The sequence below is a fragment of the Streptomyces sp. NPDC015242 genome, assembly GCF_043079125.1.
In the GTDB taxonomy this organism is placed as follows: Bacteria; Actinomycetota; Actinomycetes; order Streptomycetales; family Streptomycetaceae; genus Streptomyces.
Genome location: NZ_JBIBUF010000006.1, coordinates 546,673 through 570,014, shown reverse-complemented (window position 1 = coordinate 570,014; position 23,342 = coordinate 546,673). Strand labels below are relative to the sequence as shown.

The following is a 23,342-nucleotide window of genomic DNA, read 5'->3' as shown; positions in this document are numbered from 1 at the left end:
CCGGGGATCTGGTGCGGTGGAACAAGGACGGGCAGGTGGAGTACCTGGGCCGGACCGACTTCCAGGTCAAGATCCGCGGCTTCCGCATCGAACTCAGCGAGATCGAACAGGCGTTGACCGCTCACCCGGGCGTGGCACAGGCCACGGTCGTGGTGCGCGAGGACACCCGGGGCGACAAGCGCCTCGTGGGCTACGTGGTGCCCGACCCCGACGCCGCGGTGGCGGACGCGGGCGCCCAGGCGGACGAATGGCGGCAGGTCTACGACGACAGCTACCGCGCCTCCGAGGACCAGGCCTGGGGCGAGGACTTCCAGATGTGGACGTCCACGTACGACGGTGAGCCGATTCCCCGGGAACAGATGCGGGAGTGGCGGGACGCGGCGGTGGCACAGGTGCTGCGGTTCGCGCCCCGGCGGGTGCTGGACATCGGCGTCGGCGCGGGTCTGCTCATGGCGAAGATCGTCGGCGAGGTCGACGAGTACTGGGGCACCGACATCTCGGCGCCCGTGGTCGAGCGGGTGAGGGCCCAGGCCGAGCAGGCCGGCTACGGCGACCGGGTCCGGCTCAGCGCCCAGGCCGCCGACGACCTGTCCGGGCTGCCCCGCGGCCGGTTCGACACCGTCGTGCTCAACTCGGTGGCGCAGTACTTCCCGAGCGCCGGCTACCTCGACCGGGTCCTGCGCGAGGCCATGGAACTGCTCGCGCCGGGCGGCCGGCTCATCGTCGGTGACGTCCGCAACGCCACCACCCTCCGGCTGCTGCTCACCGCCGCACAGCGCGCGGCGCACCCGCACGCCTCGTACGAGGAACTGCGGACGCTCGTCGAGAAGGAACTGCTCGCCGAGCGCGAACTCGTCGTCGCCCCGGAATGGTTCACCGAGTGGGCGGCGCGGCACTCCGCCGGCGTCGACATCCGCCTCAAGCCGGGCCAGGCCCACAACGAACTGACCCGGCACCGCTACGAGGCCGTCCTGCACAAGGCCCCGGCCGACGTCCTCGGCCTCGCCGACGTGCCGTCCGTGCCCTGGGGCGGGCAGTTGTCCGCCCTGTCCGACCTCGCGACCGTCGAGGACCGGGTGGGCCCGGTGCGGGTGACCGGCGTGCCCAACGCGCGGCTGGCCGAGGAGGCCACCGTGGCCGTCGCGGCGGGTCTCCTCGACCCGGCGCCCCTGCCCGGAAGCCCCGTCGACCCGCAGGACGTGCTCCGCTGGGCCGACGACAACGGCCGGCACGCCGTCCTCACCCTGTCGGGGGAGGACGCGCGCTGCTTCGACGCGGTGCTGCTGCCGCGGCGTCCCGGCGGACCGCCGAGCGTGTCCGGTACGTACGTGCCCGGCGCCGTCGGCGGACGGGCCCGGGCCAACGCGCCCGCCCTCGCCAAGACGATCGGCCCGCTCCTCGCCGCACTGCGCGAGCACCTCCAGGAGCGGCTGCCGGACTACATGGTGCCCGCGGCGGTCGTACCGCTGACGCAGATCCCGCTGACGCCCAGCGGCAAGCTCAACCGGCGGGCGCTGCCGCCGCCGGACTACGCGCAGGGCACGACCGGCCGGGCACCGCGTGACGAACGCGAGGAGGCCCTCAGCGCGCTCTTCGCCGAAGTGCTCGGTCTGGAGAGGGTCGGCATCGACGACGACTTCTTCGCCACCGGCGGCGACAGCATCCGCTCCATCCAGGTCGTCGCACGGGCCAGAGCCCGTGGCCTGACGGTCAGCACCCGGGAGATCTTCGAACACCGCACGGTCGCCCGGCTCGCGGAACTCGTCGAAGGACGGCAAGGGGAGCGCCCGGTCCTGGCCGAACTGCCCGGCGGCGGCGTCGGCCGGGCCCCGCTGCCTCCGATGGCCGCACACGTCCTCGAACTGGGCGGCGGCATCGGCCGGTTCTCCATGTCCGGGATGCTGACGCTGCCCGAGGGCATCGACCGGCCGGCCCTGGTCGCCACCCTGCAGGCCCTGCTGGACCGGCACGACGTGCTGCGCTCCCGGCTCGACCGGGGGGACCGCCCAGGCCTGTGGATCGAGCCGCCGGGCAGCACCGACGCCGGCGCGCTGCTGCGCGAGGTGTCCGACCCCGGCGCCGACGCGCAGGCCGAACTGGACGCGGCCGCCGACCGCCTCGACCCCGACGCGGGCGTCATGGCCCAGTTCGTGTGGTTCACCTCCGGCACGGGCGCCGACCGACTGCTGATCGTGCTGCACCACCTGGCCGTCGACGGGGTGTCCTGGCGGATCCTCATACCGGACCTGATCTCGTCCTGGCAGCGGATCCGCGACGGCCTCCCCCCGGAACCGGTACCCGGCGGAACCTCGTTCCGCCGGTGGGCGCACGCCCTGGCCGACGAGGCGAACGGTCCCGCGCGCACGGCGGAACTCCCCGTGTGGCAGCGGATCCTCGGCGAGGCCGAACCCCCGCTGGGAGCACGGGCGCTGGACCCCGCGCGCGATGTCACGGCCACCGTCGACACGGTCCGCGTCCGGGTCCCGGCGGACGTCACCGAGACACTGCTGACGACGCTCCCCGCCGTGTTCCGCGGCAGGGCCGACGACGGGCTGCTGGCCGGCCTGGCCCTGGCACTGACCCACTGGCGCCGCACCCGGGGCGTGCCGGCTTCCTCGACGCTGGTCCGGCTGGAAGGGCACGGCCGGGAGGAGCATCTGGTGCCCGGCGCCGACCTGTCGGGCACGATCGGCTGGTTCACCTCCCTGTACCCGGTCCGCCTCGACCTGACCGGGATCGACGTGGCGGACGCCCTCGCCGGCGGTCCGGCCGCGGGCCGGGTCGTCAAGGCCGTCAAGGAACAGGCGCGGGCGGTGCCGGACAACGGCATCGGCTACGGCCTGCTGCGCCACCTCAACCCCGGCACGGCCCGAGCGCTGGCGGCGGGGCCCGAGCCGCAGATCGGGTTCAACTACCTCGGCCGGACCTCCGGCGCGGACATCCCCGAGGACCTGCGCCTGCTCGGCTGGGCTCCGGACACCTCGCACCAGGACCTCATCGCCGCACCGGACGCCGACCTGCCCGTGCTGTCGGCACTGGAGATCAACGCGGTCGCCACCGACACCCCCGACGGCGAGGAACTGACCGCCTACCTCGCCTTCCCGACCGGTGTGCTCTCCCGCGAGGAGGTCACCGAACTGGCCGGCCTCTGGGTCCGGGCGCTCACCGCCCTGGCCCGGCACGCCACCACACCCGGCGCCGGCGGACTGACCCCGTCCGACGCCCCCCTGGTCGACGTCCGCCAGGACGAGATCGACGCCTGGGAGACCCGGTTCGGCCCACTGACCGAGATCTGGCCGACGACCCCCACCCAGTCCGGGATCCTCTTCCACACGATGATGGCCGGGGCGTCGTTCGACCCCTACCACATCCAGTTGGTGTTCCAGATGAGCGGCAGCGTCGACCCCGAGCGGATGCGCCGGGCCGGGCAGGCACTGCTGGAGCGCTACCCCAACCTCCGCGCGGCGTTCGTCGACCGGGCCGACGGCGAGTTCGCGCAGGTGGTGCCCGCGGCGGGAGTGACCCTGCCGTGGCAGTACCTCGACCTGACCGCGGTCGCCGAACCGGAACGCACCGAGACCTTCGAACGGTTCCTCGCCGCGGACCGGGCCGCCCACTTCGACGTGGACACCCCGCCGCTCCTGCGGCTGGCACTCGCCGTTCCGGAACCCGGACGGGCCGAACTCGTGATGACCGTCCACCACGTGCTGTCCGACGGCTGGTCCACGCCCCTGCTGATGCGGGACCTGCTCCTGCTCTACGCGTCCCACGGCGACGCGACCGGTCTGCCCGGCACACGGAGCTACGGCGACTTCCTCGCCTGGCGCGCGCAGCAGGACCAGGACGAGGCGGCACGGGCGTGGGCGGCCGAACTGGACGGCGTACAGGAACCGACCCTGCTCGCGCCGCGCTCCGAAGGCGGCGAAGGCCTCGACCAGGTCGAGTTCGCCCTGTCGGCCGGCCTGTCCGACGCGCTCGCCCGGCGGGCATCGGAGCTGGGCGTCACGGTCAACACCCTGGTCCAGGCCGCCTGGGCGCTGCTCCTCGGCCGGCTCACCGGCCGCCAGGACCTGGTCTTCGGTGCCACCGTCTCCGGCCGCCCGCCCGCGGTCACGGACGTCGAGTCGATGGTCGGCATGTTCATCAACACCCTGCCCGTGCGCGTGCGATACGCGCCCGGCGACACTCTCGCCGAGGTCGTCACCCGGCTCCAGCGGCACCAGGCCGGCCTGCTCGAACACCACCACCACAGCCTCACGGAGATCCAGCAGGCCCTCGGTCTGCCGACCCTCTTCGACACCCTGGTCGTCTTCGAGTCCTATCCCGTCGACCGGGAGGGCATCGGCGCCGCCACCGAGGCCGCGGACGGGATCGCCTTCACCGGACTGCGCCCGACCAACGGCACCCACTACCCGCTGGCGCTGATGGCGGCGGCCGACCAGCACCTGGAGTTCCTCCTCCAGTACCGTCCCGGACTCTTCGACCGGGACACGGTGCAGGCCTACGCGGGCCGCTTCGTGCGCGTCCTGGAACAGATCGAGGCCACGCCGGACCTGAAGGTCGCGCGGCTCGACGTCCTGGAGCAGGCCGAACACGACCGGCTCACCGGCCGCTCCGCCGGCACGGCCGTCCCCACCCCGGACGTCACGATCCCCGGACTCGTCGAGGCACAGGCGGAACGCACCCCGGACGAGACCGCCGTGATCGCCGGCGGCACCTCGCTCACCTACCGCGAGCTGACCGCCCGGGCCGACCGCCTGGCGCGCGAACTGGCCGGCCGGGGCGTGGGAGCGGAGTCGGTGGTCGCGGTCTCGCTGCCCCGCTCGGCGGACCTGGTGGTCGCCCTGCTCGCCGTCCTGAAGGCCGGCGGGGCGTACCTGCCGGTCGACCCCCGGTATCCCAGTCACCGTCTCGTGCCCATCTTCGACGAGGCACGGCCCCTGCTGGTCCTGACGGACACCGCGACGGTCCCGGTCCTGCCGCGCCACGAGGCCCCGGACGTCCTCCTCGACACCCTCGACCTCACGGCGGACGCCCCGGGCCCCGCCCGGGCGCCGCACCCGGACCAGACCGCGTACGTCATGTACACCTCGGGATCCACCGGCAAGCCCAAGGGCGTCGCCATCTCCCACGCCAACGTGGTCAACGGCGTGCTGCGACTGGCCCCGCGCGTCGGCATGGCAGCGGGCAAGCGGCTCCTCGCGGGCACGTCGGTGAACTTCGACGTCTCGGCGTTCGAGATCTTCACGACCCTCGCCCACGGCGGCGTCGTCGACGTCGTCCCCGACGTCCTGGTCCTGGGAGAGCGCAAGGACTGGAGCGGCAGCGTCATCTCCACCGTGCCGTCCGCCTTCGCCGAACTCGTCGACGAGATCGCCGGGCGCGTCCAGGTGGAGACGGTCGTCTTCGCCGGCGAGGCCCTGCCCGCCGCGCTCGTCGAGCGGACACGCAACGCCTTCCCGGGCGTACGGGTGGTCAACGCCTACGGGCAGAGCGAGTCGTTCTACGCCACCACCTTCACCGTCGGGGACGAACCGCTGGACCCGACGGGCAGCGCGCCCGTCGGCACCCCCCTAGGCAACATGCGGACCTACGTCCTCGGCCCGGGCCTGGCCCCCGCGCCCCCGGGCGCGGTCGGTGAGTTGTACGTCGGAGGCAACGTGGGCCGCGGTTACCACGGCCGCGCCGCACTGACCGCCGAGCGTTTCGTCCCCGATCCCTTCGGCCCGCCGGGCTCCCGGATGTACCGCACCGGAGACCTCGCCCGCTGGAACGACGCCGGCCGGCTGGAGTACCTGGGCCGCGGGGACGCGCAGGTCAAGGTGCGCGGCTTCCGGGTCGAGCCGGCCGAGGTCGAGGCGGCGCTCACCGCTCATCCCGGCGTCGCCCAGGCGGTCGTCGTCGCCCGCGAGGGGCGCGGCGGCGGCAGCGCCGGACGGCAACTGGTCGGATACGTCGTACCCACCGGCGCCGCCCCGGAGGCCGGCGGCGACCCGGCCGGCCCGGACGCGCGGGACCTGCGCGCGTTCGTCGCGGAACGGCTGCCGGACTTCATGGTGCCGTCCGCCCTCGTGGTCCTCGACCGGATGCCGCTCACCCCGAACGGCAAGCTGGACCGGGCCGCGCTGCCCGAGCCCGAGTACGCCGCCACCGCCTACCGGGCACCCCGCACCTCCCGCGAGGAGACCCTCGCCGGGCTGTTCGGCGAGGTGCTGGGCGTGGACCGGGTCGGCATCGACGACGGCTTCTTCGAACTCGGCGGCCACTCCCTGCTCGCCACCCGGCTGATCAGCCGCGCCCGTGCCGAGATGGGGATCGAGATACCGATCCGCAAGATCTTCGACCTGCCGACCGTGGCCGCGCTCGCCGCCTGGGCGGAGGAATCGGCCGCTCCCCGCCGTCCCGGCCTGCGCAAGATGTTCACAGAGGAGTAAGAGCGATGATTCCGCTTTCGTTCGCGCAACGCCGCATGTGGGTCCTGCACCAGATGGAGGGCGGGTCGGAGAACTGGAACATGTCGGCGGCCTTCCGGCTGACCGGCTCCCTCGACCGGGACGCCCTCGCCGCGGCGATCCGCGACGTGGTCGACCGGCACGAGATCCTGCGCACCGTCTACGCGATGAACGACGACGGCGAACTGCACCAGCGGATCCTGCCGACGGCCGAGGCCGCGCCGGAGGTGCCGGTCACCGAGGTGGCGCCCGAGGAGGTGCCCGGCGCGGTGGAGGAGGCCGGCGCGTACCGGTTCGACCTGGGGGCCGAGATCCCGGTGCACGTGCGGCTGCTGCGCTGCTCGCCCGAGGAACACGTCCTCGTCCTGGTCATCCACCACATCGCCACCGACGGCGCCTCGGGCGCGCCGCTGGCCCGCGACCTGGCCGCGGCCTACACCGCCCGCCGGGAGGGCCGGGCCCCGGGCTGGGAGCCGCTGCCCGTGCAGTACAAGGACTACACGATGTGGCAGCGCGAGGTGCTCGGCGACGTCACGGACCCGGACAGTCTCGCGGCGCGGCAGATCGCGTACTGGCGCGAGGAACTGGCCGGGGTGCCGCAGCCGTTGAACCTGCCGCTGGACCGCCCGCGGCCCCCGGAGGCCAGCGGGCGGGGCGCCACGGTCGGCCTCCTGGTGGAACCGGAGGTGGCGGCGGGGCTGCGGAAGGCGGGCGACGAGCACGGCTCGACCATGTCGATGGTCCTGCACGCCGCGCTGGCGGTACTGCTGTGCCGGCTGGGCGGCGGGCGGGACATCACGATCGGCAGCTCGATCGCCGGGCGGACCGACGAGGCGCTGGCCGATCTCGTCGGGTTCTTCGTCAACACCCAGGTGCTGCGCGTGGACCTCGCCGGCGACCCCTCGTTCGCCGAACTCCTCGCCCAGGTGCGGAACAAGGCGCTGGCGGCCTACGAGCACCAGGACGTGCCGTTCGACATGCTGGTGGAGGCGATCAACCCGGCACGCTCCGCCGCCTACCAGCCGCTGTTCCAGGTGATGCTCGGGCTGCAGAACTACGAGCGGCCGCGGCTCGAACTCGCCGGGCTCACCCTGGAGGTCGAGGGGACCGCCGCGTCGACCTCCAAGGTCGACCTGTTCTTCAACGTGGTCGCGGACGACTCGGGGGCGCTGCGCGGCGACATCCAGTACGCGACCGACGTGTTCGACCGGGAGACCGTCGAGGCCGTCGCCGCCCGGTTCGTGCACGTCCTGGGGCAGCTGGCCGCCGACCCGGGCCGGCGCGTCGGGGACGTCGAGGTCCTGCTGGAGGGGGAGCGGCAGCGGCTGGTGACGGAGGTCAACGACACCGCCGAACCCACCCTGGAGGGAGGGCTCGCCGAGGCGCTGCACGAGCAGGCCCGGGCGACGCCGGAGGCCCTCGCCGTCATCGGCGAGGACGAGTCGCTCACCTACCGGGACCTGGACGCCCGGTCGAGCGCGCTGGCGCACTGGCTGGCCGGCCGGGGGGTGCGGGCGGAGTCGCGGGTCGCCGTGCGTCTGCCGCGGACGGCCGACCTGGTGGTGGCGATGCTGGCGGTGCTGAAGGCCGGCGGAGCCTGCGTACCGGTCGATCCCGGCCACCCGCGGGCGTGGACCGACCGCGTCCTCGCCCACGCGCGGCCGGAGCTCGTGCTGGACGCCGGCACGCTGGCCGGCGTGGACCTGTCGCAGTACCCGGACTCGGCGCCGGAGGTGGCCGTCCGGCCCGGGAACACCCAGTACGTGATCTACACGTCGGACCCCGCGGGGGAGCCCAGGGGCGTGGTGGTCCCGCGCGGCGCGGTGGCCAACTCCCTGGCCACGGCGCGGCGCCGGTTCCCGCTGTCGCCCGAGGACCGGATGCTGTTCGGCACGAGCGTGGCGCTCGACTCGGCGCTCACCGAGATCCACCTCCCGCTCCTGACCGGCGCGGCCGTGGTGGTGGCCGGCGAGGAGACCGCCGAGGACGTGTCGGCCGTGGCGGAGCTGATGCAGCGGCACGAGGTCACCGCGGTGCAGGGCACGCCCGCCTTCTGGCAGGCGCTGGCGATGCGCGTGCCGCACGCCGCGAACGGGCTGCGGATCATCGTCGGCGGCGAGACCGTCCCGGCACGGCTGGCCAGGATCCTGGCCAAACAGGCCGCCGAAGTGGTCCACGTGCACGGCACGCCCGAGACGACGCCGTGGAGCACCGACGCACGCCTGCGGGTGGGCACCGGGGTGCGGATCGGGCTACCGGCCGGGAACACCCGGGTGTACGTGCTCGACGCACGGCTGCGCCCGGTCCCGCGCGGGGTGGCGGGTGAACTGTACGTCGCCGGTGCCGGGGTGGCCCACGGTTACCAGGGCCGGCCGGAGGCGACCGCGGAGCGGTTCGTGGCCTGCCCCCACGGTGAGCCCGGCAGCCGGATGTACCGCACCGGGGACCTGGTGCGCTGGGACGCCGACGGCCGGCTCGTGCACGTCGGGCGGGCCGACCGCCGGGTGCGCGTCGGGGGTTTCCGGGCCGAGCCGGCGCAGATCGAGCAGGTGCTGGCCGGGCACCCCGGCGTGGTGGCGGCGGCGGTCGTGCCGCGGGAGGACCAGGACGGCGGCGAGCGGCTCGTGGCCCATGTGGTGCCCGAGCCCGACGCCGGTGTCCAGGCGCTGCTGGCCGAGCTGCCCGCCTACCTGAGCGAGCGTCTCCCGCGCCCCCTGGTGCCCTCGGCGGTGCTGCCCCTGGCGGAGCTCCCGCTGACCCCGGACGGGCGGATCGACGAGGAGGCCCTGCCGTCCGACGACTCGGGCCCGGCGGACGGCCGGGAGCCGCGCAACTCCCACGAGGAGAGGATGTGCGCCCTCTTCGGCGAGCTGCTCGGCCTGGAGCGGGTCGGCATCGACGACGACTTCTTCGAACTCGGCGGGCATTCGCTGCTGGCCACCCGGCTCAGTGCCCGCATCCGCGCCGAGTTCGACATCGACATCCCGCTCAGGACGATCATCAAGTACCCCACGGTGGCCGAACTGGCCGCGCTGCTGCTCGTCGCCGCCTCCGAGGATCTCTCCGACCCGTTCGCCGTCGTGCTGACGCTGAACAGCGACCCGGGTACGGGCAAGCTGCCGCTGTGGTTCCTCCACGGGGGAGGCGGACTGGGCTGGGCGTTCTTCAGCTTCGTGCTGCACGCCCAGGACCGGCCGGCCTACGCACTGCAGTCCCGGGGCTGGAACGGCACCGAAAAGCTGGCGGGGTCGGTGGAGGAGATGGTCGAGGACTACGTCGACGAGATGGTCAGGATCCAGCCGGAAGGCCCCTTCCACCTGGTCGGCTGGTCCTACGGGGGCACCGTCGTGCAGGCCGTCGCGGAGGCGATCGACCGGCGCGGGCGCGAGGTCGCCTTCGTGGCCATCCTGGACTCCCAGCCCGGAGGGAACTACTTCAAGGAGATCCACGCCGGCCGGACGCTGGCGGACTACCGGGCGGAACTGGAACAGCACTTCGGCGAGTACTTCGGCCCCGAGAACCGGGAACAGCTCGTGGGCACCATGTCGAAGATCCTCGCCAACAACGCGGCGATCATGTCGAAGTTCGAGTCACCGGTCTACCGCGGTGACGTGGTGTTCTTCAACGCCACGCTGGAGGAGAACTCGTACGCGCACCTGTGGCGGCCCTATGTGCTCGGCACCATCGAGGTGCACGACGTGCGCGCCGTCCACCACGAACTGCACATGCCCGGGCCCGTGGCGGAGATCATGGACGTCATCAACGGAAAGTTCGCGGCATGACCGGGCACCGGGGCGAACCGACGCAGGACAAAAGGGAGTTGGCCGGGGTGAAAACGTCCGGGACGTCCGCGCCGCACGCGGACGGGACCACGTTGCTGTGCGTGCCGTTCGCGGGAGCGGGCGCCTCGTTCTTCCACCCGTGGCGGGCGCTGGCCGCCGGCCGGTGGCGCGTGGTCGCCTTCGAACTGCCGGGCAGGGAACGGCGCATGCTGGAGACGCCGTACCGCGATGTGGCCGAGGCGGCCGGTAAGGAGGTCGACGGGATCGCCGCGATGCTCGGCGAGGGGGCGCGGGTGCTGGTGTTCGGGCACAGCCTGGGCGCGGTGCTCGCGTACGAACTGGTGCATCTGCTGACCGAGCGCGGCGTGCACGTCGAGCGGCTGGTCGTCAGCGGCTCGCCGGGACCGTGGACGCAGCGCGAGCGGCGCGCCGCGGGGCTGCCCGACGAGGAATTCCTGGCCCGGGTCGAGGAGTTCGCCGGGTTCCGGCACGAGGCGCTCGACCACCCGGAGATGCGTGAGCTGATCCTCCCGGTGCTGCAGGCCGACTGCGAGATGCACGAGAGTTACGTCCCGAGCACCGACGAGCCGGTGCGGGTGCCGATCTGCTCCCTGCGCGGCGACTCCGACGGCCTGGTCACCGCGGAGGAGGCACAGCAGTGGCGGGACGCGACCACGGCCGGCTTCAGCTATACGGAACTCCCGGGTGATCACATGTATCTGGTCGACCTCGGCCGGGAGGTCCTCGACGTCATCGAAGCGGAATCGGCCCGGCAGGGCTAGATGACAGCAGGCGTGTCAGGGACGTGACAGACCGATGTCAGGTCCGGCCGGGACGCTGGACGCATGACAAGTTCGGCGATCGCAGTCTCTGGACTGCGCAAGGCATATGGCGACAAGGTCGTGCTCGATGGCATCGACTTCGAGGTCGCCGAGGGAACGGTGTTCTCCATGCTCGGCCCCAACGGGGCCGGCAAGACGACGACGGTGAACGTCCTCGCGACGCTGCTGAAGGCCGACGCCGGAACGGTGCGCGTGGCCGGGCACGACGTGGCCTCCGAGACCAAGCAGGTCCGCGGGGCGATCGGCGTGACCGGCCAGTTCGCCGCGGTGGACGATCTGCTCACGGGCAGGGAGAACCTGGCGCTGGTGGCGGACCTGAAGCGGGTCCCCTCCGGCGGCCAGGTGGTCACGCAGCTGCTGGAGCGGTTCGACCTGGCGGAGTCCGCGGACAAGATGGCCGCGACCTACTCCGGCGGTATGCGCCGGAAGCTGGACCTGGCGATGACGCTGGTCGGCAGCCCGAAGATCATCTTCCTGGACGAGCCGACCACGGGCCTCGACCCGCGCAGCAGGCGCACGATGTGGGGCATCGTCCGCGACCTGGTGGCCAACGGCACCACCATCTTCCTCACCACCCAGTACCTGGAGGAGGCCGACGAGCTGTCCGACCGGATCGTGGTGCTCGACCAGGGCCGCCTGGTCGCCGACGGCACCGCCGAGGAACTCAAGCGCCAGGTCCCGGGCACCCATGTGCGGCTCCGTTTCGGTGACCTCGACGACCTCGACACGGCGGCGCGCATCCTGCCCGGGGCCACCCGCGACGACCAGGAACTGACCCTGCGCGTCCCCAGCAACGGCGACTCGAAGTCGCTGCGTTCCATGCTGGACCGGCTCGACGAGTACCGGCTCAACGCCCAGGAGTTCTCCGTTCACACCCCGGACCTCGACGACGTCTTCCTCGCCCTCACCGGGCGCCCGAGCGTGAAGGAGGAGGCGAAGTGAGTTCCCTCTCCGCGGCCCTGACCGACTCGTCGATCATGCTGCGCCGCAATCTGAAGCACACGCTGCGCAACCCGCTCACGGTGTTCAACGCGCTGCTGATCCCCATTCTCGTGATGCTGATGTTCGTCAAGGTTTTCGGCGGCGCCTTCAGCGTCGGCGAGGACTACGTCGACTACGCCACCCCCGGAATGCTCGTGATGGGCATCAGCTACGGGCTGGGGGCCACCGCGACGGCCGTGAACGACGACATGACCAAGGGCATCATCAACCGGTTCAAGGCCATGGACGTCTCCCGCGGCGCCGTGCTGACCGGCCAGGTCGTCGTCACCACCCTGCGCTGCCTGGTGGCCGACGCGGCCATCGTCGGAGTGGCCTTCCTGATGGGGTTCGACCCCACCGCCAGCGCCATGGACTGGCTCGCCGTGTTCGGCCTCGTCGTGCTCCTCACCGTCGCGACGAGCTGGCTCACCGTCGCCGTGGGACTGGCCGCCAAGACCGCCGAGTCGGCCGGCCTGGCCGCCGTCCCGCTGATCCTGCTGCCCTTCCTGAGCAGCGCGTTCGTCCCCGCCGAGACCATGGGGGCCGGCGTGCGGCAGTTCGCCGAGTACCAGCCCTTCACCCCGATCATCGAGACGCTGCGCGGCCTGATGGTCGAGGACGGCCCGGCCAGGAGCGACGCGATCGCGGCCGTCGCCTGGTGCGTCGGACTCGCCCTGCTCGGCTACGTGTGGGCGCTGTCCACGTTCAAGAAGCGAGCGTGACCCGGACCAGCTGAGACCAGTCGGCCCGTGCCCCCTCCCGAGCCGCCTCGGCGAACCGCGCGTCGCCGAGGCGGCGGCGCGCGGTCTGCTCGATCCGGGCCACGTCCGGATGGGAACGGTCCTGCAGCCCGCGTACGGCCGCGCTCGCCGCGAGCAGCCGCGCGGCCCGCTCGTGCTCGCCCCGGCGCAGCGCCAGGTCCGCGACACCGACGAGCACATGCGCGATCAGCGGCGCGTGTCCCGCCTCGGTCGCCGCCGCACAGGCCGCCGCGCGGTGCGCCCGGGCCTCGTCGGGATCACCGGTGAGGTAGCCGAGCAGGTCGTGGGTCGTCGCCCGGATGATCGCCCCCTCGGCTCCCTCGCCCAGCAGGCGCCGCGCGGCATCGAGCCGCTCGTACGCCTCCTCGGTCCTGCCGTCCCACCGGGCGAGTTCCGCCTCCGCCAGGGCCAGCTCGGCCAGTGAGTCCGGCCAGGTGACCCGCCGCGCGCTGCGCCGTGCCTCGGCGAGGGCGGCCGCCGCCGCGTCCTCGTCGCCCAGCAGCCAGTACAGCTGCGCCTGCCGCGACCGCATCCGCACGATGTCCTCGGCGGCACCCACCTCGGTGACGACCGCGATCGCCTCCTCGTAGTGCTCGCACGCGGCGGCGAACTCGCCGCGCACCGCGATCCGGTCCGCCAGTTCCGTCAGGGCGAACGAGATCCCGAGCCGTTCACCGAGCGCCCGGAACTCGGTCAGCGCCCGCTCCAGGTACGCGTCCGCGTCCCGCCCGTCCCGGCCGAGCATGATCCGCATCTTGCCCAGGTGCAGCCGGGCCATCGCGCGGACCCAGGGATCCTCGTCGTCGAGCAGCGGCTCGAACGCGGGCAGGAACGCGTCCGGCGCCTGCAGCATGCGCTCCAGCGGTGCCACGAAACCGAGCGCTGGATGGCTGCGCCGGCTGCGCCTGCTGAACTCGTACGTCTTGTGGATCCACTCCGCGGCCTGATGCTCGTCACCGCCCCGCCCGGAGCTCATGAACATCGCGATGAGGGCGTACACCATGGCGCGATACTCGTCGCTCACCTCGCCGGGCGTCCTGGTGGCCGCGGTGAGCAGCTCCATGCCCTCGGTCCGGTGGCCGCCCAGCCACCAGAACCAGCCCGCGCTCGCCGCCAGCCGCATCGCCCCCTGCGCCTCACCCGCCGCCAGCGCGCCGCGCATCGCCGCGCCGATGTTGTCGTGCTCGGTCTCGAGCGTGGCCAGCCACTCCAACTGCTCGGCGCGGCGCAGATGCGGCTCCGCGACCTCGGCCAGCTCGGTGAAGCAGGCCAGGTGCGCGTGGCGCGCCCGGTCGGTCTCCCCGGCTTCGGTGAGCCGGTGCCGGGCGTACTCCTTGATCGTGCCGATCATGCGGTAGCGCGGGGCGCCGCCGCCCTCCGCGAGCAGCAGTGACTTCTCGGTCAGCGCGGTGAGCAGTTCCAGGACCTGCTCGGGCTCGACCGCGTCGCCCGCGCACACCCGCTCCGCCGCCTCCAGGCTCGCCCCGTCGGAGAACACCGACAGCCGGCGCAGGACCGTCCGCTCCGCGCTGCTGAGCAGCTCCCAGCTCCAGTCGACCGACGCGCGCAGCGTCTTGTGGCGGGGCAGCGCGGTCCGGCTGCCGCTGGTGAGCAGCCCGAACCGGTTGTCGAGCCGGTTGGCGAGCTGGTCGACGGACATGGTGCGCAGCCGGGCCGCGGCCAGCTCGATCGCCAGCGGGATCCCGTCCAGCGCGCGGCAGATGCGCGCCGTGGTCGCCAGGGTGTGCGCGTCGGCCCCGAGGTCCCGGCGCACCGCCCCGGCCCGGTCGCGCAGCAGCCGGACGGCGGGCGAGGCCGCTGTCTCCTCCGGGCTCGCCTCGACGTCCGGCAGGGCCAGCGGCTCGACCAGCCACAGCGCCTCCCCGGTGATGCCGAGCGGTTCGCGGCTCGTCGCCAGGATCCGCAGCCGGCGGCACTCCCCGAGCACCCGGTGGGCGAACACCGCCGCGGACTCGATGACGTGCTCGCAGTTGTCCAGGATCAGCAGCGCCTCCCGCTCGCGGATCGCGGCGACCAGACGCTCCGTCAGCTCCGCGCTGGGGGCTCCGCCGAGCAGGGAGTCCCGCAGGCCGAGCCCGGCGAGCGTGGACTGCGCCACGTCGGTCACGCCGCCGTTCACGCGGACGGCGGCCAGCTCCACCAGCCACACCCCGTCGCGGAGGTCGCCGAGCAGGGTCCGCGCGGCCTCCGTGGCCAGCCTGGTCTTGCCCGAGCCGGCCGGCCCGATCACCGTGGTGAGCCGGTGCGCGGCGACGAGTTCACGCACCGCGGCGACCTCGTCGCCCCGGCCGACGAACGTGGTCAGCTCGGCCCGCAGATTGGTCCTGCGGCCCGGCTCCTCCTGCCGCCGGGCCTGCCCCAGCTCGCCCCGCAACAGCGCCACGTGCAACGCCGCCAGCTCGGGGGAGGGGTCGGTGCCCAGCGCGTCGGCGAGGGCCTCCCTCGCCCGCTGGTACACCTGCAGGGCCTCGCTGTCCCGGCCGGCCGCGGCGAGGGCCCGCATCAGCGCGGCGGCGAACCGCTCCCGCAACGGATGCGCGGCCACCAGGTCGGTCAGCTGCGCGACCAGTTCCGCACCGCGCCCGAGCGCGATCTCCGCGTCGGCCCACTCCTCCGTGGCGGCCAGCCGCAGGGCCTCCAGACGGGCGGCCGCCGCGTCGAAGGCGGCGCTGTCCTGGAGGCCGACGTCCTGCAGGGCCGCACCGCGCCACAGGGCGAGGGCCTCGCTCAGCAGCCGTGCCCGTCGGGGAGCGTCCTCGGCACGGTTCCGGCCGGCGGCGACGAGGCCTTCGAAGCGCACGGCGTCGACGGCACCGGGCTCCACCGTCAGGCGGTAACCGTCCGTCTGCCCCTCGATCACCCCGTCGGGCAGTGCCTTGCGCAACCGGGAGACCAGGCGCTGCAGGGCGTTCGTCGCGTCCAGCGGCGGGCGCTCGCCCCAGATCCAGTCGACGAGCGCCGCCTTGGGCACCGCGTGCCCCGTCCGCAGGGCGAGAGCGATCAGCAGCCCGCGCAGTCGCGCACCCGGCACATCGACCAAGTCACCTTCGGCTGTGCGGACTTCAAACGGACCCAGCATCCCGATCTGCACCCGCTGATTCTGTCATGAGCGACAGCGGGCCAGATCATGGAGAACGGCACGGGCCACCTCGCGTTCACGGGACTGCAGATAGAAGTGGCCGCCGTCGAACTGCCGGAAGGCGCACCGCCCGGTCGTGTAGCCGGCCCACTTCTCCATGCTGTCGGGCGGCACACCCGTGTCCTGCCTCCCGCGGTAGCCGCTGATCGGGCACCCGACCTGGGCGCCCGTACGGTCCCGGTAGGTCTCGACCGCCTTGTAGTCGGCGCGCAGCGAGGGCAGGGCGACGGCCAGCAGGTCCTTGTCGGCGAGCAACTCGGGCGGAGTGCCCGCCAGTCGGGCCAGATGGCCGGTCAGGCGCTCGTCGTCGAGGTCGTGCACGAGCCGGCCGGAGGGGACGGACGGGGCGGCCCGGCCCGAGACGATCAGTCCCAGCAGGGCGTCGCCCCGGCGCCGTTCGAGCCGCAACGCCACCTCGTACGCCACGAGCGACCCCATGCTGTGCCCGAACAGGGCCAACGGCCGGTCCTGCCAGGGCCCCAGGGCGTGCGCGACCTCGGCGGCCATCTGCCGCAGATCCTCCAGGGCGGGCTCGGCGAGCCGGTCCTGCCTGCCCGGGTACTGCACGACCAGCACCTCGGCCGAGGTGGACAGCTCGGCGGAGAGCGAGAAGTGGGCCGAGGCCGAGCCACCGGCATGGGGGAAGCAGACCACCGTGGGGCCGTCGGCCCCGGAGTCGTGGAATTGCCGGATCCATGCACTGTGGACGGTTTTGCGGCGGCGTGTGATCGTCATCGGTCCCCTCGCGCGTTCCCGGACAACTGTCCCGTCGACGGGACAGCCCGCAGGCCGTGCCGTCCCGGGGCGGGAGCGCGTCTCATTCCCGCAGTTCGAGTGTGCAGCACTTGACGCTGCCCCCGGCCTTCAGCAGCTCGGCCAGGTCGGCGCCGACGGGGTGGTAGCCGCGCTCACGCAACCGCGCCGCGAGACCGGTGGCCGCACGGGGCAGGACCACGGTGCGGCCGTCCGACAGCGCGTTGAGGCCGAACACGGCGGCATCGGCTTCCTCGGCGAGGACGGCGTCCGGGTACCGCTCCGCCAGCACGGCCCGGCTCTCCGGGGAGAACGCGGCCGGGTAGTACATGATCTCCCCGTCCCCGAGCACCGCCAGGGCGGTGTCCAGGTGGTAGAAGCGCGGATCGACCAGGGTCAGGCCGGTCACCGGGCGCCCGAAGAACTCGCGCACCTCGTCATGGGCCCGCGCCTCGGTGCGGAAACCCGTGCCGGCCAGGATCTCCGTGCCGGTGAACAGCAGGTCGCCCTCGCCCTCGTTGAGGTACTCCGCCTGCCGGACCTCGGACCAGCCGCCGCGGCCGAACCACTCCAGGTAGGCTGCGGACTCGTCCCTGCGCTGGGGGTGCCGGAACCGCGCGACGAGCACCTTGCCGTCCACGACGAGGGCGCCGTTCGCGGCGAACACCATGTCGGGAAGCCCCGGCACGGGCTCGATCAGCCGCACGTCGTGCCCCAGACCGGCGTAGGTGTCGAACAGCCACTTCCACTGGGACAGCCCCGTCTCCATGGAAGTGGGGCGCTCCGGGTCCATCCACGGATTGATCGAATATGTGACGTCGAAGTAGGTGGGACGGCACATCAGATATTTCCGGGGCGATGCCTTTCGCTGTTCGTGCGGCACCTTTACTCCCATCTGCCGGTGAAACCCGAGGAATCCCGGAACGATTGCCGGGTGAGAAAGAAATAGCACGGCCAAGCGGGTCAACGGTGCCCGGTGGTGACCGCACCGTCAACTCTTGCATTGCGTTTCCCCGGCCCTTTACGTTGGCTCGGCGATGGCCCCCTCGGCGCACTGTCCCGTCGGCGGGACAGTGGAAAGGAAAAGGCTGGCAATGGAGTCAGAAGCGCAAGCCGTGCCTTCGAGCGCGCCCGAGTCGCTCGTGCGGGAGATCTCGGCACTGTGGGGGGAATACCTCGAATCCGACGACATCGGACCCGATGACGACTTCTTCGCCGTGGGCGGGAATTCCCTGATCGGAATCAAGATCATCGATCGGGTGACCGAGGATTTCGGCGTCACCCTGTCCGTGCGCGATTTCTACCTGGCCCAGACGCCGGCCCGGGTCGCCGCGCTCATCGAGCAGGGGAGGGCCCGGACGTGAGGCTGACGCCGGGGCCCGCCCGCGACATCGACCTCGACCGCCTCGACCTGTTCGACCTGGAGCTGTACGCCTCGGGCGACCCGCACCCCGTCTGGGACGTCATGCGGGCGAAGGCACCCGTGCACCACCAGGTCCTGCCGGACGGCCGGGAGTTCTGGTCGGTGACCCGCTACGACGACGTCTGCCGCGTGCTCGGCGACCACCGCGAATTCACCTCGGAACGCGGCACGGTGGTGACCCACCTCGGGGTCGACGACGTGGCCGCCGGCCGGCTGATGACCTCCACCGACCCGCCACGGCACACCGAGGTCCGCCGGGCCATCGGCGCCAAGCTCACCGCCCGTGCCGTGGCGCCCTGGGAGGACCGGATCAGGGAGACCGTCGTGCGCTTCCTCGAACCGGCCCTGGACGGCGGCACGTTCGACCTGGCCGAGCAGGCACTGCGCCTCCCGGCGATGGTCACCGGACCGCTCCTCGGCATCCCGGAGCGGGACTGGGACGAACTCGTGCGGCTGACCGCGATGGTGACGGCACCCTCGGACCCGCACTTCCGGCTCGGCGGCGAGGCCGCGACCCTGGCCATCTCCCACCACGAACTCGTCACCTACGTCACCGACTGGGTCAGACGGCGCCGGGCCACCGGAGACGAGGACGGCAGTCTGCTCGACCACCTGATGACCGTCCGCGCGGGGAACGCGCCGCTCACCGACGAGGAGATCGCCCTCGACGGCTACAGCATCCTGCTGGGCGCCAACGTCACCACGCCGCACACCGTCTCGGGCACCGTGCAGGCGCTCATCGAGCGCCCAGAGCAGTTCGCGAAGGCGCAGGCCGACCCCTCACTGGTGCCCAACCTGGTCGAGGAGGGGCTGCGCTGGACCTCGGCCGCCTGTAACTTCATGCGGTACGCGGTGCGCGACATCCGGCTCGACGGGGGCACGATCCCGGCCCGCGGGGCGGTCGTCGCCTGGATCGGATCGGCCAACCGGGACGAGTCCCAGTTCACCGATCCGCACCGCTTCGACATCACGCGGGACAACGCCAAGCGCCAGGTCGCCTTCGGCTTCGGGCCGCACTTCTGCGTCGGGGCCCCGCTGGCCCGGCTGACCCTGCGCGTCTTCTTCGAGGAACTGCTCCAGCGGTTCGGGTCGATCGCCCTCGACGGCGAGCCGCAGCACCTGCGGTCGTACTTCATCGCCGGCATGACCCACCTCCCCGTCGTCGCCGAGAAACGAATGACGCCATGACCTCCGGCTCCACCACCGCCCCCTCGCCGTGGTTCGTCCGGCCGCCGTCCGACGCCCACAGCGCCCGCATCTTCTGCTTCCCCTACGCCGGGTCCGGCGCGTCCGCCTTCAGCGCCTGGCCGGCCGCCGTCGACGACGCCGAGATCTGCCCCGTACAGTTCCCCGGCCGCGAGAACCGCCTGGCCGAACCCCACTACGGCACCTACGAGGACCTCGCCGACGGCCTCACCGGAGCCCTCGGGCCCCTGCTCGACCGGCCGTTCGCGTTCTTCGGGCACTGCGCGGGCGCGCTGCCCGCCTTCGAGACCGCCGTCCGGCTCGCCGCTCTGGGCCTGCCCGTGCCGTCCCGCCTGTTCGTGTCGGGCCAGCCGGCACCGCACGACAGCGCGAGCGACCGGATGCTCACCATGACCGAGGCCGAACTGCGCGCCGAACTGGAGTCGGTCGTCCGCGGCCGCGGGATCGCACCACGGCCCGACATGATCGACTTCGGCATGACCGTACTGCTCCGCGACCTCGCCGCCGCCCGGCGGTACCGGCGCGTCCAGCCGGTCACGCTGCCCTGCCCGGTCGTCGTCCTGCACTGGCGGGACGACCCCGATGTGAGCCTCGACCAGCTCGGGGAGTGGCGCCGGTACACGGACACCGCCGACTTCCACGTCCTCGACGGCGGCCACCACGACTTCATGAACGCGCCGGACCGACTGCGCGAGGTGCTGACCTCTTGGCGCTGAGGGCGGTGCGGCCGGCCGGCGCCGTACGCCGAGAGAACCGGAAGGGATTCGCATGACTGGCGCACCCACCGACATCGCCGTCATCGGGATGTCGTGCCGCTTCCCCGGCGTCGACGACCCGGGGCAGTTCTGGCGCCTCCTGCTCGACGGCGGGTCGACCGTCGGAACGTTCCCCGAACAGCGGACGGCCCCCTCCGGGCAGCCGGCCCACCCGGACGCCGCCACCGTCAGCGCCGGGTCGTTCTTCGACGCCGTCGACGGGTTCGACGCGGAGTTCTTCGGAGTGGACCCGGCGGAGGCCGCCGCCATGGACCCCGTGCAGCGACTGGGCCTGGAACTCGCCTGGGAGGCCGTCGAGGACGCCCGCGTCCCGGCGTCCGCGCTCGCGGGCCGCGACGTCGACGTCCTGGTCGGTGCCGCCTCCTCCGGGTACGACGTGCTGCGCAGGCTGTCCGGCAGCGACCGGGACGACCACTACGCCGCGCTCGGTTCCAGCGGCGCGCTGATCGCCAACCGGATATCGAGCCTGTTCGACGTGCGCGGCATGAGCTTCTGCGCCGATTCCGGCCAGTCCTCCTCCCTCGTGGCGCTGACGCTGGCGTGCGACCGCATCCGCAGCGGCGCGGTCGACATGGCGATCACCGGCGGTGTGAACCTCGTCGTCGACCCGGACACGGGACTCGGCATGGCGAACCTGGGCGCCCTGTCGCCCGACGGCCGCTGCTTCACCTTCGACGAACGGGCCAGCGGCTTCGTCCGGGGAGAGGGCGGCGGCTTCGCCCTGCTGAAGCGGCTGGACCTCGCCGTCGCCGACGGCGACCACGTCTACGCGGTGATCCGTGGCTGGAGCGTCGGCAGCGGCGGCGCGACCTCCCGGATGCCCGACCCCAGCCCCGCCGCCCAGGCGGCGACCGCGCTGTCCGCCCTGCGACGCGCGGGCGTCCCGTTCGACGAGGTCGACTACGTCGAGGCCCACGGCACCGGCACCCGGCTCGGCGACCCGGCCGAGATCTCCGGCCTGCGCCAGGTGTTCCGGGAGACCGGCCGGAGCCGACCCCTGGTGATCGGCTCGGTGAAGACGAACGTCGGGCACCTGGAACCGGCCGCGGGCATCGCCGGCTTCATCAAGGCCGTCCTGTGCGTGGACCGCGCACACCTGGTCCCCAGCCTGAACTTCCGCACCCCGAACCCCGCCATCCCCGGCTTCCACGAGGACTTCGAGGTCCTGAGCACCGCGCGGCCCTGGCCGGCCGTGCCGGGCCGGCCGCGGCGGGCAGGGGTGTCGGCGTTCGGCATGGGCGGTACGAACGCGCACGTGGTCCTGGAGCAGGCGCCCCGGGTACCCGCACGTGACGAACCGGCCTCCGCGGCCGTCCCCGGGGTGGTGCCCTGGGTGCTGTCGGCGCGGTCCGAGCCCGCGCTGCGGGAGCAGGCGGCGCGCTTGCGGGAACGCGTCACCGCCGACACGTCCCTCTCCGCGAGCGACGTGGGGCACTCCCTCGTGTCGACGCGGACGCTGTTCCAGCACCGGGCGGTGGTGCTGGGCGGTGACCGCAAGGAGTCACTGGCCGGTCTGGACGCGGTGGCGACGGGCGCGAGCGCGGCACGGGTGGTCCGCGGGGTGGCCGGGGGACCTGCGGGCCCGGTCGTCTTCGTGTTCCCCGGCCAGGGCTCGCAGTGGACGGGCATGGGAAGACGCCTGTATGCCGAGTCGGACGTCTTCGCGCGCGGCATCGACGACTGCGCGCGGGCCCTGGCGCCGTGGGTGGACTGGTCCCTGGTGGACGTGGTGACCGGAGCCGGGTCGGCACCGTCGCTGGACCACGGCGACGACGTGGTCCAGCCGGCGTTGTTCGCGATGATGGTGTCCCTGGCACGGGTGTGGCGGTCCCTGGGAGTCACCCCCGACGCGGTCGTCGGGCATTCGCAGGGAGAGATCGCCGCCGCCTGCGCGGCGGGCGCGCTCCCCCTGGAGGACGCCGCCCGGATCGTCGCCCTGCGCAGCCGGGCGCTGACCGAACTGGCAGGCCTGGGCGGGCTGAACGCGGTGTCCGCGCCCCTGGCATGGGTCGAGGAACGGCTGGAGCGGTGGCCCGGACGCATCTGCGTCGGCGCGGTCAACGGACCGGGCTCCGTGGTGATCTCAGGAGACCTGGAGGCCCTGAGCGAGTTCGCCACGACGGCGGCCGCCGACGGCGTCCGGGTGCGCCGGGTCAGAATCGAGTACGCGTCACACTCCCACCAGGTCGAACGCATCCGTGACCGGGTCCTGGAGGCCGCCGCGGACCTCTCCCCGCGGAAGTCGGCGGTGGAGTTCCACTCCACGGTCACCGGAGGACTGCTCGACACCCGCGCCCTCGACGGCACCTACTGGTACGACAACCTGCGCTCGACGGTGCGTTTCGGCGAGGTGGTCGCCCGGCTGATGCGGTCCGGGGGCGGGGTGTTCGTGGAGGTCAGCCCGCACCCGGTGCTGGCGGTGGCGATGGCGGAGACCGCCGACGCCCTGGCGGCCTCACCGGTGGTGACGGGCACCCTGCACAAGGACGACGGAAGCGCGGGCGACCTGCTCACCTCGCTGGCCGAACTGCACGTGCGGGGCGTGCCGGCGCGCTGGGACGAGGTGTTCGCGGCGGACCGGCCCCGCCGGATCGGCCTGCCCACCTACGCGTTCCAGCGGCAGCGGTACTGGCTGGCAGCACCCGACGGCACCCGCACGGCGCCCACCGCCCCCGTCGCACGGGGAGGCGGACCCGCCACGCACCGGCCCGCCACCGCCGGCCCCGGCGCGCCGGACCCGGGCTCGGCATCAGAGGTCCTCGACCTCGTGTGCGCCGAAACCGCGGCGGTCCTGAGCAGCGCCGGCACGGACCTCACGGGTGCCGATCTCGCGGCGCGGTCGACCGAGACCTTCAAGGACCTCGGTTTCGACTCCTCGATGGCCGTACGACTCCGCAACCGGCTCGCCGCGGCCGCCGGCGTACGGCTCCCGGCCACCGTCGCGTTCTCCCACCCCTCGCCGCAGCGGCTCGGCAGCCACATCTTCTCCCTCCTCGCACCGAAGCCGCCCGGCACGCAGGAAACGGCGCAGGAAACGGTGCGGGAAACGGTGCGGGAAACGGCGCGGGAAACGGTTCAGGGAACCGCGGAGGAAACGGCTGGCGAAACGACGGAGAAAACGAGAACGGAAAGCCGGAGCGACGACGAATTGTACGAATTGATCGACCGCGGATACGTGTAGCACCACCCGCTCATCCGAGAACGAC

At 72.9% G+C, this 23,342-nt stretch carries 12 protein-coding genes; 9 read left to right on the top strand and 3 right to left on the bottom strand.

The window, feature by feature from the left end:
- From ACF07N_RS22900 to ACF07N_RS22880, 5 genes are all read left to right on the top strand, one after another.
- Positions 1-6,434 (top strand): amino acid adenylation domain-containing protein (locus ACF07N_RS22900; RefSeq protein WP_392115823.1); only part of this gene is annotated, 6,434 nt, incomplete at its 5' end.
- Between the two features lie 5 nt (positions 6,435-6,439).
- Complete coding sequence (locus ACF07N_RS22895) at positions 6,440-10,234, top strand: amino acid adenylation domain-containing protein (protein WP_392115820.1); 3,795 nt, start codon at positions 6,440-6,442, stop codon at positions 10,232-10,234.
- On the top strand, positions 10,231-11,016 hold the full coding sequence (locus ACF07N_RS22890) for a thioesterase II family protein (protein ID WP_392115817.1): 786 nt from the start codon (positions 10,231-10,233) through the stop codon (positions 11,014-11,016). The genes ACF07N_RS22895 and ACF07N_RS22890 overlap by 4 nt, the downstream gene beginning before the upstream one ends.
- Positions 11,017-11,079: 63 nt before the next feature.
- Entirely contained in the window at positions 11,080-12,018 is a 939-nt protein-coding gene (locus ACF07N_RS22885; RefSeq protein WP_392115814.1) for an ATP-binding cassette domain-containing protein, read from the top strand.
- Positions 12,015-12,779: an ABC transporter permease gene (locus tag ACF07N_RS22880; protein WP_383322132.1), complete on the top strand. Its 765-nt coding sequence runs from the start codon at positions 12,015-12,017 to the stop codon at positions 12,777-12,779. The genes ACF07N_RS22885 and ACF07N_RS22880 overlap by 4 nt, the downstream gene beginning before the upstream one ends.
- Here ACF07N_RS22880 and ACF07N_RS22875 read toward each other — a convergent pair.
- The 3 genes from ACF07N_RS22875 to ddaH all read right to left on the bottom strand — a co-directional run bounded on the left by ACF07N_RS22875 (position 12,763) and on the right by ddaH (position 17,626).
- Entirely contained in the window at positions 12,763-15,930 is a 3,168-nt protein-coding gene (locus ACF07N_RS22875; protein ID WP_392115810.1) for a BTAD domain-containing putative transcriptional regulator, read from the bottom strand. The two genes, ACF07N_RS22880 and ACF07N_RS22875, sit on opposite strands and share 17 nt — an antisense overlap.
- 12 nt (positions 15,931-15,942) lie before the next feature.
- A complete protein-coding gene (locus ACF07N_RS22870; RefSeq protein ID WP_392115807.1) occupies positions 15,943-16,713 on the bottom strand; it encodes a thioesterase II family protein in 771 nt (256 codons plus the stop codon).
- Positions 16,714-16,795: 82 nt separating this feature from the next.
- Positions 16,796-17,626 (bottom strand): dimethylargininase, encoded by an 831-nt coding sequence (gene ddaH, locus ACF07N_RS22865; protein WP_383585375.1) that lies wholly within the window; start codon positions 17,624-17,626, stop codon positions 16,796-16,798.
- Positions 17,627-17,825: 199 nt separating this feature from the next.
- Between ddaH and ACF07N_RS22860 the strand changes: the two genes are divergently transcribed.
- Genes ACF07N_RS22860 through ACF07N_RS22845 form a run of 4 tightly spaced genes read left to right on the top strand, consistent with a single transcriptional unit; the run spans position 17,826 to position 23,317 of the window.
- Positions 17,826-18,095: a phosphopantetheine-binding protein gene (locus ACF07N_RS22860; protein WP_383322120.1), complete on the top strand. Its 270-nt coding sequence runs from the start codon at positions 17,826-17,828 to the stop codon at positions 18,093-18,095.
- Positions 18,092-19,342 carry a cytochrome P450 gene (locus ACF07N_RS22855; RefSeq protein ID WP_392115802.1) on the top strand — a complete coding sequence of 417 codons (1,251 nt, stop codon included), beginning with the start codon at positions 18,092-18,094 and terminating at the stop codon, positions 19,340-19,342. Before ACF07N_RS22860 ends, ACF07N_RS22855 begins: the two co-directional genes overlap by 4 nt.
- Positions 19,339-20,076, top strand: a complete 738-nt coding sequence (locus tag ACF07N_RS22850; RefSeq protein WP_392115799.1) for a thioesterase II family protein — start codon at positions 19,339-19,341, stop codon at positions 20,074-20,076. Before ACF07N_RS22855 ends, ACF07N_RS22850 begins: the two co-directional genes overlap by 4 nt.
- Positions 20,077-20,128: 52 nt before the next feature.
- Positions 20,129-23,317: a type I polyketide synthase gene (locus tag ACF07N_RS22845; protein ID WP_392115797.1), complete on the top strand. Its 3,189-nt coding sequence runs from the start codon at positions 20,129-20,131 to the stop codon at positions 23,315-23,317.
- Positions 23,318-23,342: the final 25 nt, after the last annotated feature.

Excerpts from the sequence above, each read along its gene's own strand:
- ACF07N_RS22870 (WP_392115807.1), bottom strand. The coding sequence starts at position 16,713 with ATGACGATCACACGCCGCCGCAAAACCGTCCACAGTGCATGGATCCGG.
- ACF07N_RS22850 (WP_392115799.1), top strand. The coding sequence starts at position 19,339 with ATGACCTCCGGCTCCACCACCGCCCCCTCGCCGTGGTTCGTCCGGCCG.
- ACF07N_RS22845 (WP_392115797.1), top strand. The coding sequence starts at position 20,129 with ATGACTGGCGCACCCACCGACATCGCCGTCATCGGGATGTCGTGCCGC.
- ACF07N_RS22890 (WP_392115817.1), top strand. The coding sequence starts at position 10,231 with ATGACCGGGCACCGGGGCGAACCGACGCAGGACAAAAGGGAGTTGGCC.
- ACF07N_RS22885 (WP_392115814.1), top strand. The coding sequence starts at position 11,080 with ATGACAAGTTCGGCGATCGCAGTCTCTGGACTGCGCAAGGCATATGGC.
- ACF07N_RS22860 (WP_383322120.1), top strand. The coding sequence starts at position 17,826 with ATGGAGTCAGAAGCGCAAGCCGTGCCTTCGAGCGCGCCCGAGTCGCTC.
- ACF07N_RS22895 (WP_392115820.1), top strand. The coding sequence starts at position 6,440 with ATGATTCCGCTTTCGTTCGCGCAACGCCGCATGTGGGTCCTGCACCAG.
- ddaH (WP_383585375.1), bottom strand. The coding sequence starts at position 17,626 with ATGGGAGTAAAGGTGCCGCACGAACAGCGAAAGGCATCGCCCCGGAAA.